Source organism: Mycobacterium sp. Panama NTM2 (assembly GCF_054355555.1).
Genome location: NZ_CM135953.1, coordinates 2,764,250 through 2,781,028 on the forward strand (window position 1 = coordinate 2,764,250; position 16,779 = coordinate 2,781,028).

The 16,779-nt window shown below is 68.8% G+C and carries 13 protein-coding genes; 10 read left to right on the forward strand and 3 right to left on the reverse strand.

Annotated features, from left to right (window positions below; all coding sequences use genetic code 11):
• Nucleotide 1 precedes the first annotated feature (1 nt).
• The 5 genes from ACXYX3_RS13120 to ACXYX3_RS13140 are packed head-to-tail and all read left to right on the forward strand — an operon-like array spanning nt 2 to nt 8,397.
• Nucleotides 2-4,384: a type I polyketide synthase gene (locus ACXYX3_RS13120; RefSeq protein WP_458612077.1), complete on the forward strand. Its 4,383-nt coding sequence runs from the start codon at nt 2-4 to the stop codon at nt 4,382-4,384.
• Nucleotides 4,385-4,411: 27 nt separating this feature from the next.
• Nucleotides 4,412-5,413 (forward strand): ATP-binding cassette domain-containing protein, encoded by a 1,002-nt coding sequence (locus ACXYX3_RS13125; protein ID WP_458607799.1) that lies wholly within the window; start codon nt 4,412-4,414, stop codon nt 5,411-5,413.
• Nucleotides 5,410-6,249, forward strand: a complete 840-nt coding sequence (locus tag ACXYX3_RS13130) for an ABC transporter permease (RefSeq protein WP_241206644.1) — start codon at nt 5,410-5,412, stop codon at nt 6,247-6,249. Before ACXYX3_RS13125 ends, ACXYX3_RS13130 begins: the two co-directional genes overlap by 4 nt.
• The gene (locus ACXYX3_RS13135; RefSeq protein WP_458607800.1) at nt 6,249-7,106 is read left to right on the forward strand and encodes an ABC transporter permease; all 858 of its coding nucleotides are present in this window, start codon (nt 6,249-6,251) and stop codon (nt 7,104-7,106) included. The genes ACXYX3_RS13130 and ACXYX3_RS13135 overlap by 1 nt, the downstream gene beginning before the upstream one ends.
• Before the next feature lie 34 nt (nt 7,107-7,140).
• The gene (locus ACXYX3_RS13140; protein ID WP_458607801.1) at nt 7,141-8,397 is read left to right on the forward strand and encodes a phthiocerol/phthiodiolone dimycocerosyl transferase; all 1,257 of its coding nucleotides are present in this window, start codon (nt 7,141-7,143) and stop codon (nt 8,395-8,397) included.
• Here ACXYX3_RS13140 and ACXYX3_RS13145 read toward each other — a convergent pair.
• Nucleotides 8,394-9,218 (reverse strand): class I SAM-dependent methyltransferase, encoded by an 825-nt coding sequence (locus tag ACXYX3_RS13145; RefSeq protein WP_241206641.1) that lies wholly within the window; start codon nt 9,216-9,218, stop codon nt 8,394-8,396. The genes ACXYX3_RS13140 and ACXYX3_RS13145 overlap by 4 nt on opposite strands.
• An 88-nt stretch (nt 9,219-9,306) precedes the next feature.
• On the opposite strand from ACXYX3_RS13145, the gene ACXYX3_RS13150 reads away from it, so the two are divergent.
• The 3 genes from ACXYX3_RS13150 to ACXYX3_RS13160 are packed head-to-tail and all read left to right on the forward strand — an operon-like array spanning nt 9,307 to nt 11,200.
• Nucleotides 9,307-9,981: a flavodoxin family protein gene (locus tag ACXYX3_RS13150; protein WP_241206640.1), complete on the forward strand. Its 675-nt coding sequence runs from the start codon at nt 9,307-9,309 to the stop codon at nt 9,979-9,981.
• Complete coding sequence (locus ACXYX3_RS13155; RefSeq protein WP_458607802.1) at nt 9,981-10,490, forward strand: DUF2505 domain-containing protein; 510 nt, start codon at nt 9,981-9,983, stop codon at nt 10,488-10,490. The genes ACXYX3_RS13150 and ACXYX3_RS13155 overlap by 1 nt, the downstream gene beginning before the upstream one ends.
• Nucleotides 10,491-10,492: 2 nt before the next feature.
• Complete coding sequence (locus tag ACXYX3_RS13160; RefSeq protein WP_241206638.1) at nt 10,493-11,200, forward strand: nitroreductase family protein; 708 nt, start codon at nt 10,493-10,495, stop codon at nt 11,198-11,200.
• Between the two features lie 7 nt (nt 11,201-11,207).
• On the opposite strand, the gene ACXYX3_RS13165 is transcribed toward ACXYX3_RS13160, so the two are convergent.
• Nucleotides 11,208-12,524 (reverse strand): hypothetical protein, encoded by a 1,317-nt coding sequence (locus ACXYX3_RS13165; protein WP_458607803.1) that lies wholly within the window; start codon nt 12,522-12,524, stop codon nt 11,208-11,210.
• 325 nt (nt 12,525-12,849) lie between these two features.
• A complete protein-coding gene (locus ACXYX3_RS13170) occupies nt 12,850-14,031 on the reverse strand; it encodes an LLM class flavin-dependent oxidoreductase (protein WP_458607804.1) in 1,182 nt (393 codons plus the stop codon).
• Nucleotides 14,032-14,089: 58 nt separating this feature from the next.
• Between ACXYX3_RS13170 and ACXYX3_RS13175 the strand changes: the two genes are divergently transcribed.
• Both ACXYX3_RS13175 and ACXYX3_RS13180 read left to right on the forward strand, forming a co-directional pair.
• On the forward strand, nt 14,090-14,872 hold the full coding sequence (locus tag ACXYX3_RS13175) for an alpha/beta hydrolase (protein WP_458607805.1): 783 nt from the start codon (nt 14,090-14,092) through the stop codon (nt 14,870-14,872).
• A 347-nt stretch (nt 14,873-15,219) separates the two neighbouring features.
• Complete coding sequence (locus ACXYX3_RS13180) at nt 15,220-16,770, forward strand: hypothetical protein (protein ID WP_458607806.1); 1,551 nt, start codon at nt 15,220-15,222, stop codon at nt 16,768-16,770.
• Nucleotides 16,771-16,779 lie beyond the last annotated feature (9 nt).

The following is a 16,779-nucleotide window of genomic DNA, read 5'->3' on the forward strand; positions in this document are numbered from 1 at the left end:
CATGGCCGGGAAGTTCCCCGGCGCGGATTCGGTGTCGGCGTTCTGGCGCAACCTGCGCGCCGGGGTCGAGTCGATCGTCGACCTGTCGGAGAGCGAGCTGCTGGCCAACGGCGTCACCGAACGCGCGCTGGCCAACCGCGGCTACGTCCGCCGGGCCGGGTTGATGCCGGGCATCGAGGAGTTCGACGCGGACTTCTTCGGGTTCACGCCGTACGCGGCGCGGATGCTCGACCCACAGCACCGGTTGTTCCTGCAGGCGGTGTTCCACGCCCTCGAGGACGCCGGCTACGACCCGCAGGGTCTCGAGTCGACCGTCGGCGTGTTCGGCACCAGCAGCTCCAGCGGCTACCTGCTGCACAACCTGATGTCGAACTTCGACCCGATGATGGTGATCGGGCAGGGCGCCAGCTTCGAGATGGTGAACCTGAGCCTGCAGAACGACAAGGACCACCTCGCCACCCGCGTCGCCCACCAGTTCGACTTCCGCGGCCCCGCGCTGTCGGTGGCCACGGCATGCTCGTCATCGCTGGTGGCGGTGCATCTGGCGTGCCAGTCGATTCTCAACGGCGAATGCGACATCGCGCTGGCCGGCGGCTCGTCGCTGCGCATCCCGCACCACGTCGGCTACTGGTACGAGCAGGGCGCGATGGTGTCGCCCACAGGGCAGTGCCGGCCGTTCGACGTGCGGTCCGACGGCACGATCTTCGCCAGCGGCGTCGGCGTGGTGGTGCTCAAGGCGCTGGCCGACGCGATCGACGACGGTGACCGCATCCACGCGGTGATCCGCGGATCGGCGCTGAACAACGACGGTGCCACGAAGATGACCTACGCCGCGCCGAACGCGCTGGGCCAGGCCGAGGTCATCGCCGAGGCGCACGCGATCGCCGGGGTGGACGCGTCGTCGATCACCTACGTCGAGACGCACGGCACCGGGACCCCGCTCGGCGATCCGATCGAGGTGGAAGGCCTGCGGCAGGCGTTCGAGCTGGCCGAGGAGACCCGCAGCGCGCCCTGCTACCTGGGCTCGGTCAAGTCGAACATCGGCCATCTGGAGACCGCGGCCGGCATCGCCGGGCTGATCAAGGCGATCCTGTGCCTGGAGCACAAGGCGATCCCGGCGACGCTGCACTACACCAGCCCCAACCCGGAGCTGCACATCGACCGCGGGCCGTTCCGGATCCGCACCGCCGACGGCCCGTGGGAGTCCGACGGCATTCGCCGCGCGGGTGTCAGCTCGTTCGGTGTGGGCGGCACCAACGCCCACATCGTGCTCGAAGAGGCGCCGTACTCGGCAGCTCCGACGCCCAGCGCGAAGCCGCAGGTGCTGGTGCTCTCGGCCCGCACGCAGGAGGCGCTGGCGCAGTCACGCGCAGCGCTGGCGAGCGAACTGGCCGACAGCGACGAGATCAGCCTGCCCGACGCCGCCTACACGCTGACCCGGCGCCGCAAGGATCCGTTCCGGCTCGCCGCGGTGGTGCACGACCAGGCCAACGCGGCGACGGTGCTGTCCGCGGCCGAGACGGACAACGTCTTCGAAGGTCAGGGGGTCCCGGACGCGGAGGAGTCCGGCGACCGGGTGGCCTTCCTGTTCCCGGGCCAGGGTGCTCAGCACATCGGCATGGCCCGCGGCCTCTACGACACCGAGCCGGTGTTCGCCCGTCACTTCGACGAGTGCGTGGCCGGGTTCAACGAGCTGATGGGTTACGACCTGCGCGCCGAGATCTTTGACGGGGTGGGCCGCAACCTCGAGCACACCGACCGTGCGCAGCCCGCGCTGTTCACCGTCGAGTATGCACTCGCGAAGCTCATCCAGTCCTACGGTGTGGAGCCCACGGTCATGGTGGGCCACAGCATCGGCGAATATGCCGCCGCCACGATCGCCGGGGTGTTCGACCTCGACACCGCGATCAGGGTCGTCGCCAAGCGCGCACAACTCATGCATGCCGCCCCGCGCGGCGTCATGGTCGCGGTGCCGCTGAGCCCGCAGGCCGTCGCCGAACATCTCACCGGTGACGTGGACGTCGCGACCATCAACGATCCCGGCAGCTGTGTGGTGGCCGGCAGCGAGGACGCGATTCGCACCTTCCAGGCCGCGTTGGCCGAGAAGGGCGTCGCCGCGCGCCGGGTCCGCACGTCGCACGCGTTCCACTCGCGGTTGATGGATCCGGTGGTCGCCGAGTTCGGTGCGTTCCTGTCCTCGGTGACGCTCAACGAGCCGCGAATCCCGTTGCTGTCCAACATCACCGGCACCACGATGTCGGCGGCCGAGGCCACCAACCCGAACACCTGGGCGCGTCAGATCCGGGCCACGGTGCGCTTCGCCGACGAGCTCGACCTGCTGCTCTCCGCTCCGGACCGGGTGCTCGTCGAGGTCGGTCCGGGCGGCACGCTGACCTCGTCGGCGGGCCGGCACCCGCGCTGGTCGGAACGCCACCGGGCGGTGCGGTTGATGCGTCATCAGGCGCAGAACCGCAGCGACGGCGACACGTTCCTGCTCGCGCTGGGCCAGTTGTGGGCGGCGGGTGTGGACGTCGACTGGACGCCGGCTTGGAGCCCAGCCCAGAACGCCGACGCGGAGCCACACCTGGTCACGCTGCCCGGCTATCCGTTCGCCAAGCAGCGGCACTGGGTCGAGCACAACGCCAACGCCGCATGGCTGGGCGGCGCCCCGGCGACCAACGGTCTCGCCGGCGACGCCTCGGCGCCGGCGACCGCACCGGCCGCCGCCGGTGGCGCCTCGTCGGTCGAGACGGTGCTCGCGCAGGTGTGGGCACAGTGCCTCGGCCTGCCGGACATCGACCGCAACGCCAACTTCTTCGAGATCGGCGGCGACTCGCTGATCGCGATCAGCGTCGCGATGACCGCGGGACACCGCGGGCTGGACCTCACACCGCAGGATCTCTACGAGAACCAGACGGTGTCGTCGCTGGCCAAGGTGCTCACCGCCCGGTACGCCGAAGGCGGCCTGGCCCGGCAGACACTCGACGACGTCGTCACCCCGCCGGTGCCGCCGAACGTCGCCTACTTCCTCGAGCACGGTCTGCGCGACGTCGGCCGCTGGCGCACCCCCGTGGTGCTGGGCCTGCGCGCCGACATCGGTGAGGACGACGTCCGCGCGGTGCTGGCCGCCGTCACCGCGGCCCACGACGCGCTGCGCGTGCACCTGGTCGAACGGGCGGGCACCTGGGAGCAGCACATCGCCGACCCCGGTGAGTTCACCGAGCTGATCGTCCGGACCCTGCCCGACGGCGTGGCAGCCGGCAGCCCGCAGGAACGCGAGGCCGTGCAGGCGGCGTTGGACGAGCAGGTGCGCGAGCACCAGCTGCTCACCGCGCCGCTGACCGCGACGTTCCTGCGCGGCGCGCATGGCGGCCGGTCGTCGCTCGCGCTGACCCTGCACGGGGTCGCGAGCGGTCCGGGTGACGACGGCACCTCCCGCGACGTCCTGCTGACCGACCTGGTCACCGCGTTCTCGCAGCGGATGGCGGGGGAGGAGATCACCCTCGCCCCGGTCCCGACGTCATGGCGGGAGTGGTCGCAGCGCTGCGCCGGGCTGGCCACCCACCCGGCGGTCCTGGACAGCCGCGACTACTGGCTTCAGGTCGCCCGCGCCGCCACGGTCACCGTGGCCGGCCCGGAGCCGACCGAGCGCCCCGGCGCCGACGACCTGGTGCGCCTGTCGAGCGCGCTGTCGCCCGCCGAGACCGGGGAGATCGACGACACCCGGCGGCGGCTGCGTCTCCCGGTCGAGGAGATCCTGCTGGCAGCCCTGGGCCGGACCGTGGCCGCCACGGTCGGCGAGGGCACCGTGGCCGTCGACCTCGGCGGCCGCGGCCGTTCGGTGCTCAAGCCGGACGTCGACCTGCAGCGCACCGTCGGGTGGTTCTCCACCCTGCACCCGGTCGCGCTGCCGGCTGCGCAGCAGACCAGCGCGTCGGCACTGCTCGACGATGTGCGGGAGACGCTGAAGGCGGTGCCGCACTACGGCATCGGCTACGGGCTGCTGCGCTACCTGTACGCGCCGACCGCCCGGGCGTTGGCGGACACCCGCTCGGCCGACATCCTGTTCACCCACGTGGGCACCATCCCCGACGTCCCGGCCGATCAGCCCGAGGACGCCGCGGTCCGCTTCGACACCGACACCGCGATGCCGATCAGGGACGCACTGCCCGGCCTGGGGCATGCACTGGAGTTGCGGGTCTACCGCTCGGCCGGGGTGCTCTACACCGACTGGTGGTACGACAGCCGCCGACTGGGCCCCACCGATGTGGAATCCTTTGCCCGGCACTACTCGACCGCACTGCTGGAGATCACGCGGGAAGCGCTGGCCGCCGAGGACGCGGATGCGGCCGGAGACGAGCTGGCGCTCGTCGATCTCTCGTGACACGGCTCAACCGGGCAGGAGGAGCTCATGTCCCGCTCTGACAAGGCGGTCGTCGTCGCCGGCATCCGCAAGTCGTTCGGCTCGGTGGTGGCACTGCGAGACGTCAGCTTCGAGGTGGGCCGCGGCGAGGTGCTGGGCCTGCTCGGCCCCAACGGCGCCGGCAAGACCACGACGGTCAACATCCTGTCGACGCTGATCACCCCCGACAGCGGGCGCGCCCTGATCGCCGGCCACGACGTCGTCGCCGATCCTGCCGGGGTGCGGCGCTCCCTGATGCTGACCGGGCAGTACGCCGCGCTCGACGACATGTTGACCGGCCGGGAGAACCTGCTGATGTTCGGCCGGCTGCAGGGTCTGAAGAAGAAGGTGGCCAAGGAGCGCGCGCTGGAGCTGCTCGAGCAGTTCGATCTGGTCGAAGCCAGCGACCGTCCGGTCAGCACGTACTCCGGCGGCATGAAGCGGCGCATCGACATCGCGTGCGGGCTGGTGGTCCGTCCCGAGGTGGTGTTCCTCGACGAGCCGACGACGGGTCTTGATCCGCGCAGCCGCCAAGCGATCTGGGAGCTGGTCACCGACTTCAAAGAGGCCGGGATCGCCACCCTTCTGACCACGCAGTACCTCGAAGAGGCCGATCTGCTCAGCGACCGGATCATCGTGATCGACAAGGGCACCGTGATCGCCGAGGGCACCGCCGACCAGCTCAAGGAGCGCACCGGCGGCACCTACTGCGAGATCGTGCCCCGCCACATCGCGGACCTTCCGGAGGTGGTGCGTGTGCTCGGCCCGCTGCTGCCGCAGGCCAACCGCGCCGCGCTGACCGAGACCTCGGACCGCATCTCGATGCCGGCGCAGGAGGGTCCGCGCACGCTGATGGCCGCGCTGACCAAACTCAACGAGGCCGACATCGAGTTGATGGACATCGCGTTGCGCCGCCCGTCGCTCGACGAGGTGTTCCTGGCGCTGACGGGTGATCACCCCCGGGATGCAGGCGAGCGCACCGAGGTTCCGGCGGCGGGCGCCTACGCGTGAGCGGGGCAGTCTCGACCGCACCCGCCCGGTCCACCGTTCCGGCGGCCTCCCGGCCGCCGGTGCGCGCGCTGCAGCAGTGGTGGGTGCTCACGGTCCGGATGATCATCCCGACGCTGCGCAACGGCGAGTTGGCGACGCAGATCATCGGATCGATCGTGTTCACGATCGGCTACTACCTGCCTCTCAAGCAGATGATGGGCCAGGTCCAGCCGCTGTCGAGCTACGCGCAGTACCTGACACCGCTGATCATCCTGCAGGCCATCTGGTTCGCGGCGGTCTCCGCCGCGTTCCGCTCGGCCACCGACTCGGTGCAGGGCATCAACCGGCGGTTCCGCGCGATGCCGATCCCGGCGATCATGCCGCTGGCCTCCCGGTTGACGGCCAGCATGTACCGCTGCGTGATCGCGCTTGTCGTGTCGGTGGCGTGCGGCCACGTCATCGGGTTCCGGTTCCACGGCAGTGTGTGGCACACCCTCGGATTCGCCGGCCTGGTGCTGCTGATCGGCGCCACGCTCGCCGTCATCGGAGACCTCATCGGCATCGCCACCCAGAACCCCGAGGCCACGGCACCGATGATGCTGGTGCCGCAGCTGACTCTGGGGCTGGCATCGGTGGGTCTGCAGCCGGTCGAGCAGTTCCCCGACTGGATTCAGGGCTTCGTCCGCAATCAGCCGCTGTCGCAGTGGGTCTACGGCCTGCAGGCGTTCGCCGGGGACACCACCGACGCGGCACCGGAGGTGACCTGGGCCGTCCTCACCCCGGGACTGGCGTGGGCGGTGGGCGCCGGGGTCGTCGCCGTCGTCCTGCACCGCATCGTCAGCAGGAGGAGGCGGTGATGGCGGTCTCGCAGACGGTTCCCGAGCCCGTCGCGAAGGCGCCGTACCGGTCCGGCCGGCATCGCGACGCCCGGGTGTGGGAGAACTCGCCGCGACGGCTCGTTCCGCAGGTGCTGCTGCTGACCTACCGCATCCTGCGGCGGTGGAGCCGCGATCCCGCGACGCTGGTGCAGTCGCTGGTGATGCCCGCCGGGTTCCTCGCCGCGCTGGACATCGTCTTCGGTGACGTCATCAAGCAGGTGAGCGGGCAGAGCGGCCTGTACGGGCAGGTTCCGCTGGTCGCCCTCGTGGGCGGGATGACCGGAGCGATCATCGGGGCGATCAGCGTCATGCGGGAACGCGACACCGGTCTGCTGTCGCGGTTCTGGGTGGTGCCGATGCACCGCGCCGCCGGACTGCTGTCGCGGATGCTGGCCGAGTGGGTCCGCATCGTGGTGATCACGCTGGTCGTGATGTGTGTCGGGTTCGCGCTGGGGTTCCGGTTCGAGCAGGGCCTGCCGGCGGCGATCGCGTGGGTGTTCATGCCCGCGATGTTCGGGGTGGCGTTGTCCGCGGCGGTGCTGACGCTCGCGCTCTACTCGTCGAGCACGCTGGTCCCGCAGGCCACCGACATCGTGGTCGCGGTGCTGATGTTCTTCTCGATCGGATTCGTTCCGCTCGACCAGTACCCGAAGTGGTTGCAGCCGTTCGTGGAGCACCAGCCGGTCAGCTATACGATTAAGGCGATGCGCGGCCTGTCACTGGACGGGCCCATCGCCGAACCGGTCCTATTCACGGTGCTGTGGTCCGCCGGCATCTTCGCGGTGTGCGCGGTGCCGCTGGCCATCGGCTATCGCAGGGCCAGCCGCCGCGGGTGACCCCGCTTTCGACGCACAGGGAGTTGTGACAGACGTGTATCCGACCTCCGGGATCCGCAAGTTGGCGCGCAGCGAGGAGATGTTCGCCGAGACGCACAACTTCATCGGCCTGGCGGCGCACGTCACGGGACCGATGGACGCCGACGCGCTCTCGGATGCCTTCGATGCGCTCATCGAGGCGCATCCCGTGCTCGGTGGGCATCTCGAGCAGTTGCCCGACGGCAAGTGGGAGATCGTGCTCGACGATCTGATGCACTCCGGCATCGAGGTGGTCGAACTGACCGGCGACCAGCCGGCGCCGCCGCTGATCTTCGACCAGACCCAGTCGCTGGTGCACCTGCGCCTGACGATCCGTGACGGTGTGGCTCAGCCGACGCTCTACATCCACCACAGCCTGGCCGACGGTCACCACCAGTTCAGCCTCGTCGAGGAGCTGTTCTCCACCTACACCGATCTGGTCACCACCGGGACCACCAAGCCGGTCACGGTGCATCCCGCGCCGGAGCCGCTGGAGGTCATCCTGGCCAGCCGTGGTGTCGAGAAGAGGCCACGCTCGGGCCTGGAACGCCTGCTGGCGGCGATGTTCGCCTACGAGCTGCCGCCGTCACGCCGGGCGCCCTCGGAGACCAATCCGGTGCTGCCGCAGCTGGTTCCGATGGAGTACTGCACGCTGTCGGAACAGGACACCGAGAAGATCATCGGGTTCTGCCGGGCCAACAAGCTGGGCCTGAACAGCCTGCTGTCGGCGGCGGTGTTGATGGCCGAGTGGCAGGTGCGCAACACCCCGAACATCCCGGTGCCGTACGTGTATCCGGTCGATCTGCGCTACCTGCTGACGCCGCCGGTGTCGGCGACCGAGAGCACCAATCCGGTGGGGATCGCGACGTATCTGGCGGAAATCCATCCGGGCACCGATGTGGCGGCGCTGGCCCGCGACATCAACGACACCTACAAGAAGGACATCGCCGAGGGCGTCATCCAGCAGAGCTTCCTGCACTTCAGCCCGCAATACGTCGGCAATCCGCCCGGGCTGCCCGATGTGGTGATGTTCACCGACAACGGCATCGTGCCGCCGCTGCGCACGCCGCCGGACATGGAGGTGGCCGCGAGCCACGGCGAGTTCTATTTCGCGGTCGGCGCGGGCATCGAGATCTACACGTCGAAGATCTTCAACGGGCAGTTGATGATCGAGTACCACAGCCACGGCCCCGATCGCGACAAGTCGATCGCCGCGATCGAGGCCCAGCTGCACGGCATCGTGGCCAAGCAGGCCGCGAGCACGGGCGCTTAGGTGCCGAACGCGTAGCGATGGTATTGCAACGAGGTACGCAGCGGCGGCACCGCCGCGACGAGGCGTTTGAGCGCGTGCATCCCGCGACCGGTGCGGGCGTAGGTGCTGGCGTCGAAAAACGTTGCCGCCGAGAGCAAGCGGATGTCGGGCAGCTTGTCGAGGATCTGCTGGGGGTCGTTGACCGCCCAGTACAGCACCGAGCCGGAGGTGCGCACCAGCGACTGGCTCTTCTGCGATTTGATGGCCAGCCAGTTGAAGAAGTCGATCTGCAGCTCGCCGGTGCCGAAGCGGTCGACGAACCGGCGCAGCAGCGCGATTCCCTCGTCCTCGGTCAGGTACATGCTGATGCCCTCGGCGATCAGCAGTGTCGGCCGGTCGGCGGGAATCTGCTCGAGCCACTGCGGTTCGGTGGCCGGCGTGGCGATCAGCTCGTAGTTGTCGCGGCTGGGGTAGATCTGCTCGCGCAACGCGATCACCTGCGGGAAATCGACGTCGTACCACCGGACGCCGGGCCCGGGGTCGACGCGGAACACGCGGCAGTCCAGCCCGCAGCCCAGGTGTACGACGGTGCACTCCGGGTGCGCGGCGATGAACTGCCGCACCCAGATGTCGTACTGCGCGGTGCGAACGGTGAACAGCGGCGCCCACTTCGGCGTGATCTCCAGCTCACTCCAGTCGAAGTCGAGCTTGCCGATCGCGGCCTTGGCGAAGGTGTCACCGAGGATGGGCTGATCGAAGTCGGCGTCGAGTGCCTTGAGGTACAACGTGGACAGCATCGTCTTCGCGGGGCCGCTCAGATTGACCGCAACTTTGTCGTTCACGTGTGTGAGGCTATGCGCTCGAGGCCCGGCGTGGCACGTCGGGTTGGAAAGGCTGGGGTTGGGAAGGCCAGGAAAGGATGTGCCGGAGTTGGCTGAATCACCGAAGGTGCTGCTGCTCTACTACAGCTACACAGGGCAGGCCAAAAAGGTGCTCGACGCCGCGGCCGAACGGTTCCGCGCCCGCGGGTACGAGGTCACCGAGGCGCCGATCGAGTTCACCGATCCGCGCTATGCCGAGCGGTTCTCCCGCTTCCCGATGCGCCGGGTGTGGCCGGAGTTCCTCGGCATGCTGCCCGCGCAGACGCTCAAGCGCACCGGCGACATCCGCACCCCCGAGGCGGTGCGCACCGGGTCCTATGACCTGATCTGCATCGGGTCGCCGACGTGGTGGGACACCGTGTCGATGCCGTTGCGCACGTTCCTGATGTCGCATGAGGCCCGGCCGGTGTTGGATGGCAAGCGATTTGCGGTGTTCGTGGTGTGTCGGCGCAAGTGGCGTAAGAACCTCGCCGGGGTCCGCAAGCTGGCCGAGAAGAAGGGCGGGCGCTACGTCGACGGGATCCACTTCACCTATCCCGGCGGGGAGCTGCCGTCGATGCTGTCGCTGACCAGCTACCTCGGGTCGGGGGAGTACAAGGAGCGCTACCTGGGCATGAAGCTGCCCCCCACCAACATCAACGATGAACACCTCGAAGAGGCACGGCGATTCGCCGACCGCGTCGCCGACAAGGTGTTCGGTCGAACACCCTCGGAGCGTCCGTAGTGGCGCGTCCGTTCGACGTGAGCGCCGAGGCGAGTGCCGAGGTCGCCGACGTGCTCGCCGCCTTCGCCGCCAGGGACTACTGGCTGGCCCGCCTGGCCGCCTACGGCGGTGATTCGATGACGCTGGATTCCTTGACCGTCGACCCCGACGGCGCCGTCGTCGTGCAGACCACGCAGGATCTGCGCCAGGACATGCTGCCCGGCCAGATCGGCCGGATGTTGCCGGGGAACACCTCGATCACGCGCAGGGAATCCTGGCGGCCCGGCGCCGACGCGGGGGAGGCACACGGCGAGTTCGCGATCACGGCCCGCGGGGTGCCCAGCTCCGGGTCGGGAACCATGGTGCTGCAGGCGATTCCGACGGGCTCGCGGCTGCGCGTGCGGGGCACGGTCGAGGTGCGGATTCCGATGATGGGCGGTCGCATCGAACGCTACGTCGCCGAGCTGATCGCCCGCGACGTGCCGCAGATGCAGCAGTTCACCGCGTCCTGGATCGCCGGGGAGGCGTAGCCGTGCCCGAACCGATCCCGAGCGCCGAGGACGCGCTGGCCCGGCTCTCCATGCCACTGGTCGAGGCGATGATGACCCAGCGCGCGATCCGGCGGGTGCGCCCCGATCCGGTCGACGACGCGATCGTGCTCAAGTGCATCGAGCTCGCGTTGCGGGCGCCCACCGGAGCGAACGGGCAGAACTGGGAGTTCGTCGTCGTCAAGGACCGGCGGATCAAGAAGAAGCTGCAGCGTCGATACCGGCTGGCGTGGCGGGCTTTTCACCGTACGTCGATTGCCGACATCGCGTCCTACGACGAGGAGATGGCCAAGAGCGTCAAGGCCATCGAATGGCAGCTGGAGCACTTCACCGAGATTCCGGTGTTGGTGATCGCGTGCCTGCGCCTCGGCGCGAGGGAGGGCAAGGTGCCGTTCGTGCCGATGCCGCACGCGGCCGCCTCGGCGTTCTTCGGTTCCATCTACCCCAGCGTGCAGAACCTGCTGCTGGCGGCCCGCTCGATGGGGCTGGGCGCTTCGCTGATCACGTTGCCGCTGTGGAATCTCACATCGGCGCGCCGGATCCTCGGGCTACCGATGGACGTCACGCCGTGCGCGGTGGTGCCGCTCGGCTGGCCGAAGGGCCGGTACGGCCCGACCACGCGCAGGCCGGTGGACGAGGTGGTGCACCTCGACCGGTACGGCAACCGCGCGTGGTTCGGACCGCGTCGCTGAGCGGGATCTAGTCGGAGCCGCCCGAATCGCCGCCGCCCGAATCGCCGCCGCCCGAATCGCCTGAGCCGCTGCCCTTGTCGGCCTTGCTGCTCGCCGATGTGCCGGCTGTGCTCTTCGCCTGACGGTCGGCGTTCTTCGCCGCCCGGGCGCTCTTGCGCTCCGACGCGCTGTCCTCGGCCTGCTGCTTGGCGGACTCGAATTTCTTCTGCAGCGACGCGACCGTGTCCTTGACGCTGAACGTGCCCTTGCGCCCCGACTGACCCCCGGTGGACGCATCGGCCTGGTCGCTGGATTCCTCGGCTGTGTCCGGGGCCTCGGTCGCCTCGGGTGCCGTGGCCTCCTCGGTGGTCTTCTCGGTGGTCTTCTCGGTGGCCTTTTCGGTGGTCTCGACCACCGGCTCCGTGGTGACCGCCGGCGTCGGCGGGGCGGTCTGTGCCGGCGCCTGCACCTCGGTCTTGGCCACCTTCAGCGTGTTCAGGCCGACCAGAGTGGTGGTCGCGGTCTCGGGAGCGCCGCCGGGCCAGCCTGTCGGATTGTCCGGGTAGTCCTTGTCCTCGACGGCGGGGTTCTCCGGCTTGGGGATGAACAGCTTGACGAACGTCTCGATTTCCCGCACGGCCAGCCAGTCCGGCACGTGCCCGGTGACCTGCAGTGCCGCAGCGAGATTGGCGCTGGCGGTGACGAAGTCGTACATCGTGACGGGTCGGAACGCCTGCGGCTCGCCGGTGAAGTAGTCGGCGACGGACTTGATGACCTCGAAGCGGTCCAGCTTGATCGTCTTGCCCGACCACTCGGTGGGCTTTCCGTCGACGGGATTGATGACCTCACCGAAGGTGTAGCCCTCCGGGGAGTAGAACTTCCACATCGGCACCGTGAACATCGACTGCAGCATGCCGATGGGGTCGGTGCACTCGAACGCACATCCCTCGTGCATCGGGAGATTCGCAGCGGCCCACCAGTTCAGGTGCTCGCCGAGCGGGCGCGACAGCGCCGGGAACGGCACCAGCATGTCGACGAAGCCTTCGAGCATCTCGGGGTTCGCCGGGTCCCAGCCCCACACGTTGTTGGGTTGGGAGACTTCCCAGCTGCCGCTCTCCGCCATCGCGTCGGCGAAGCGCTGAATGCCGAACACGAGATTGGCCGGGGTGTTGAGCGCTGCCATGAACGCGTTGGCCGGAATGTTGGCCACGGAACCGGTCAACGCGACGTCGGCGTCGCGCACGACGATCGTGTGCGGGGTCGGGGTGACGGGACCGACGGCGATCAGGCCGGCCCCCACCAGGGCAACGCCCGCGGTGGCGTACGGACGCAAAGCTGTGTGCATCGAGAATCCTTCTGTGGTCGAGGTGACGGCAGCATAGAACCCGCTCCCCGTATGCGGCGGACGAATGCGACCGTAGCAAAGTAACGATAGACGGTGACGGCACGGTCGTGTGCAAAGACCACGAAAAGCTGTACGACGAGTTCGGCGCCGCTGGCGTGCGCCGAGCGGCACGCCTGACCTCGCTGGCAGAGGCGGCAAAATTGACCTGACGGCAAATAATCACCGGGCGTGCCGGCCCCGCCCACGTCACGCCGACCGCACGCAGCAATGTAACGAAACCCGCTACTGCGGCGATGTCAGCTAACTCGCGTGCCCGAGTGTCTGGTCAGAGTTTCTTCAGTCCGCGCAACACGGTGCCGAACGGTCCACTGGCCGCGACCGCCTTGCGCAGCCGCGGATTGAGCTGACTGGCGTTCATGACGAGCAGGTAGCGCAGCCCGTGGTCTCGCCACTCGGCGATCTGGTCGAGCACCTCGTCGGCCGTGCCGCAGAAGGTGATCTCCCGCATCAACGACGGCGGCACCGCCTTGGTGTAGGCGAGCGCGCTCTCGTAGTCGATGGTCTGCGGGACGAGATCCTGGACACCGGAGAAGTCGGCGCCCAGCGGGTGCACGGCGCCGTGGCGGGCCCACGTCTCGGCCGGCGCGGCCAGTGCCGACGATTTCAGGATGACCCCGTCGAGTGCCTCGTCGACGTCGTCGCGGGTGCGGCCCACCACGACGGCGCGGTTCAGCGCCGGGACGATCGCGGCGGGGTCGCGGCCGGCGTCGGAGGCGACGTCGTGCACGACGCTCAGGGAGCGGGCGTAGTCGGCGGGCCGGGACACGGTGAACGGCACCCATCCGTCGGCGTGCCTGCCGGTGATGCGCAGCATGCGGGGGCCCTGCGCGGCCACCCACATCTCCGGCCACGTGCCGCGGTAGGGCGGCAGATCGAACACCGCATTGTGCAGCGGGAAGAACTCTGAATCCCGGGTGATCGGTTCACCGCCGGAGTTCCACAGCGCGCGAATCGTCGCCACGGCCTCTTCGAACCGCGCCACCGGCTTCTCCCAGGGCACGCCGTAGGGCTCGTTGCCCTCGCGTTCGCCGACCCCGATGCCGAGGAGGGCGCGACCCTTGGTGAGCAGGTGCAGGGTCGCGGCGGCCTGGGCGGTGACCGCCGGGTTGCGCCGGGAGGCGTCGGTGACGCACACACCCAGCCGCAGCCGGGTGAAGCGGTTGCGCGCGGCCAGGTGTCCGAGCATCGTCCAGGGTTCCAGGATCGCGTCGATCTTGGGCACCAGCTTGGCTCCGACGCCGAGGTGCTCGGGGGTGGCCAGCGAGCGGGGGATCAGCGAGTTCAGGTGATCGCCCACCCACAGCGAGTCACCCCCGTTCATGGCCACGGTGGCGCCGGCGAACCGGGTGGCCGCGGTCGGCGAGAAGCGGGTGTTGACGATCCCGTCGAGCAGCCCGAATCGCAGCCCGCCGGTGGATGTTCCGTCTCGTCGGGCGCCGAATCTCATAGGAGGAACCGTACTATCAGGGGCGCTACCCGCCTGCCCGACCGGATCCGAGGAGACCATGCTCGAGGTGCTCGACCGGGGTGAGGCGAGCGCCGCCCATCCGGTTCCGCTGCTGTTCGTCCACGGCGCCTGGCATGCCGCGTGGTGCTGGGACGAGAACTTCCTGGGCTGGTTCGCCGATCGCGGCTACCGGGTGCTGGCGCTGAGCCTGCGCGGTCACGGCGCGAGTGGCACGGACAAATCCCTCAACGACTGCACCTTCGACGACTTCGAAGCCGATGTCGCGACGGTCGCCGCGACCGTGAAGACGCCGCCGGTGCTGATCGGGCACTCCATGGGCGGTTTCGTCGTGCAGAAGTATCTGGAGTCCCACGACGCGCCGGCAGCGGTGCTGATGGCGTCGATGCCGCCACAGGGCTACCTGCGGTCGGGGTTGCGCTGGCTACGCCGGCACCCCTGGCACTTCGCGAAGATGTCGGTGACGCGCCGGACGCTGCCGTATGTCAGCACTCCCGAGTTGGCGCGGGAGCGGTTCTTCTCGCCGCACACCCCCGAGGACCTGCTGCTGCGGTATGCGGGGCGACTGGGGGAGGAGAGCGCACGCTCGGGCACCGACGGGATCTTCAACCGGCCGCATCCGGAGCGGATCCGGACCCCGATGCTGGTCCTGGGCGCAGATGACGACGGGGCGGTCACCCGCGCGGAGGTCGAGGCGACCGCGCGGGCGTACCGGACCGAGGCCGAGTTCTTCCCGCGGATGGGGCACAACATGATGCTGGAGCCGGGTTGGGAGGCCGTGGCGGCCCGCATCGACGCGTGGTTGACCGCGCAACGGCTCTGACACCGGCGGCCGCACGGCCTCCGGCAAAGCATCGCCGCACCCGGGCCACAACCACTTGTTTGCGCTTTCACATTGCTGACGAGACCGCGGAGACCGGTCATATTGACGTCGCCGACAGCCGCAAAGCCTGATCAGCCAGCGCATTTCGACGGGGCAGCGCCGGCACGCCGAATCGCCCGCCGAGTGCGCCAGGCACGCAGAACGGGCCCATCGTCGCGGACACATGTGACGGCGTAGCAATTTCTCGTTAGCTGGACACCTGCATCACACTTCGGTACTGTCATCGTGATCTCGTCGTGACCCGTTACGCGAGAGCCCTGAGCACGTCCGACGAGAGGGATGCACACATGCAGTCAGCGTTGCGGCCGTACGTCACGACAGGCGTTGCGCTTGTCGGGGCGTCGTTGATCGCGGCGGGGTCGGTATTGCCGGTCGAGGCGGCGGTCAGCGCCGCCCAGGAGCGCACGATCTCGTCGATGGACGTGAGCCTGGTGGCCGCGTCGACGGGTCTCAAGCCCGGCCAGTCCTACGCCAACATCATTCCGAACCTGTTCAACGCGGTGCTGAGCATCCCGCGTGCCGAGATCGACGGCATCAACCGCTTCTCCGCCGCGATGGAGGAGAGCAAGAGCTGGTGGGTCTACAGCGACGTCAACGTCCTCGGGTGGGATCCGCCGAACGAGGAGATGACCAAGGGCTTCGTGGACATGCTCCTGCCCTTCAAGCCTTACTCGGAGCAGGCCGGCATCGCCACGTTCCTCTGGTTCGCCGCGAACTTCCCGATGGATGCGGGCTGCTCCGGCCTGCCGCCGTGTCCGCACCCCGAGAGCATCCTCAGCCACATGTTCCAGGTGGCCCCGTGGGAGTTCTACACCGGTGACGGCTACACGTTCGGCGATGTGATCAACCCGGTCAGCGAGAACGAGACCTATTGGGGTCAGGAGCTCGGCGAAACGGGTGAGAAGACCCCATGGTCGAACACGACCTGGCTGCTCGACCCGAACGCCGGCTGGAACGCGACCTGGGACTACCTGCTCGACGATCCCGAGCCGGTCGACTTCCCGTCCGGCAAGGAGATCTGGGACACCACGGTCCGGCTGACGTCGGCGCTGTGGAAGAGCTGGTACCCCTTCGTGCCGCAGAGCACGCTGTGGAACCCGCAGATGTCGCTGTCGGCCTACGTGCTGCGCCCGTTCGCGAAGGTGCTCTGCCCGACCTGCAACCCGGCAGATCCGTTCATGCCGACGGACTGGAAGCCGGGCGACGACATCCCGCCGAACAGCTACGTGCCGCTGAAGTACAAGAAGAACTACGGCGAGGACGGCAAGTGGATCGGGCCCAAGCCCGGCGAGGAAGACACGTCCACCGCGACCGCGCTGCTCGCGTCGAAGACCACGCCCGCGGTCGAGACGTCCGTCGAGGAGCCGACGAAGGACGCCTCTACCGACGCGGTGAAGCCGGCCAAGAAGAACGATTTCCTGGCCAACGCGATCCAGAACCTCACCGACAAGTTCAACCAGGCCAAGACCGACGACACCAAGACCGACACGGTCGAGGCCGGTGCCACGGACACCGACAAGGGCGAGGTCAAGGAAACCCCCGCCACCGAGGTCACCCCGGTTGCCGACAAGACCGACGACACGTCGTCTGACGACACCGCCAAGCCGGCCAAGAAGTGGTCGTTCGGCAAGGACCGCAAGGCCGCCGACACGACGAAGGCCGACGCAGGTGCCGACACGACGAAGGCCGACGCGAAGAGCGATGCCGCAGGGTCGAAGTCGTCGGACAACGCGGCACCGGCCAAGAAGGCGCCCAAGTTCGGCAAGCGTGACGCGGGTGGCAGCGGCTCGGGTGCCAAGGCAGGCGCGGACAAGTCCGACGGCGGTGACAGCAAGTAGGAACGGGAC

Bases quoted from the DNA above. Each gene is read 5' to 3' on its own strand.
- ACXYX3_RS13120 (WP_458612077.1), top strand. From the start codon at position 2: ATGGCCGGGAAGTTCCCCGGCGCGGATTCGGTGTCGGCGTTCTGGCGC.
- ACXYX3_RS13125 (WP_458607799.1), top strand. From the start codon at position 4,412: ATGTCCCGCTCTGACAAGGCGGTCGTCGTCGCCGGCATCCGCAAGTCG.
- ACXYX3_RS13135 (WP_458607800.1), top strand. From the start codon at position 6,249: ATGGCGGTCTCGCAGACGGTTCCCGAGCCCGTCGCGAAGGCGCCGTAC.
- ACXYX3_RS13165 (WP_458607803.1), bottom strand. From the start codon at position 12,524: ATGCACACAGCTTTGCGTCCGTACGCCACCGCGGGCGTTGCCCTGGTG.
- ACXYX3_RS13170 (WP_458607804.1), bottom strand. From the start codon at position 14,031: ATGAGATTCGGCGCCCGACGAGACGGAACATCCACCGGCGGGCTGCGA.
- ACXYX3_RS13175 (WP_458607805.1), top strand. From the start codon at position 14,090: ATGCTCGAGGTGCTCGACCGGGGTGAGGCGAGCGCCGCCCATCCGGTT.
- ACXYX3_RS13180 (WP_458607806.1), top strand. From the start codon at position 15,220: ATGCAGTCAGCGTTGCGGCCGTACGTCACGACAGGCGTTGCGCTTGTC.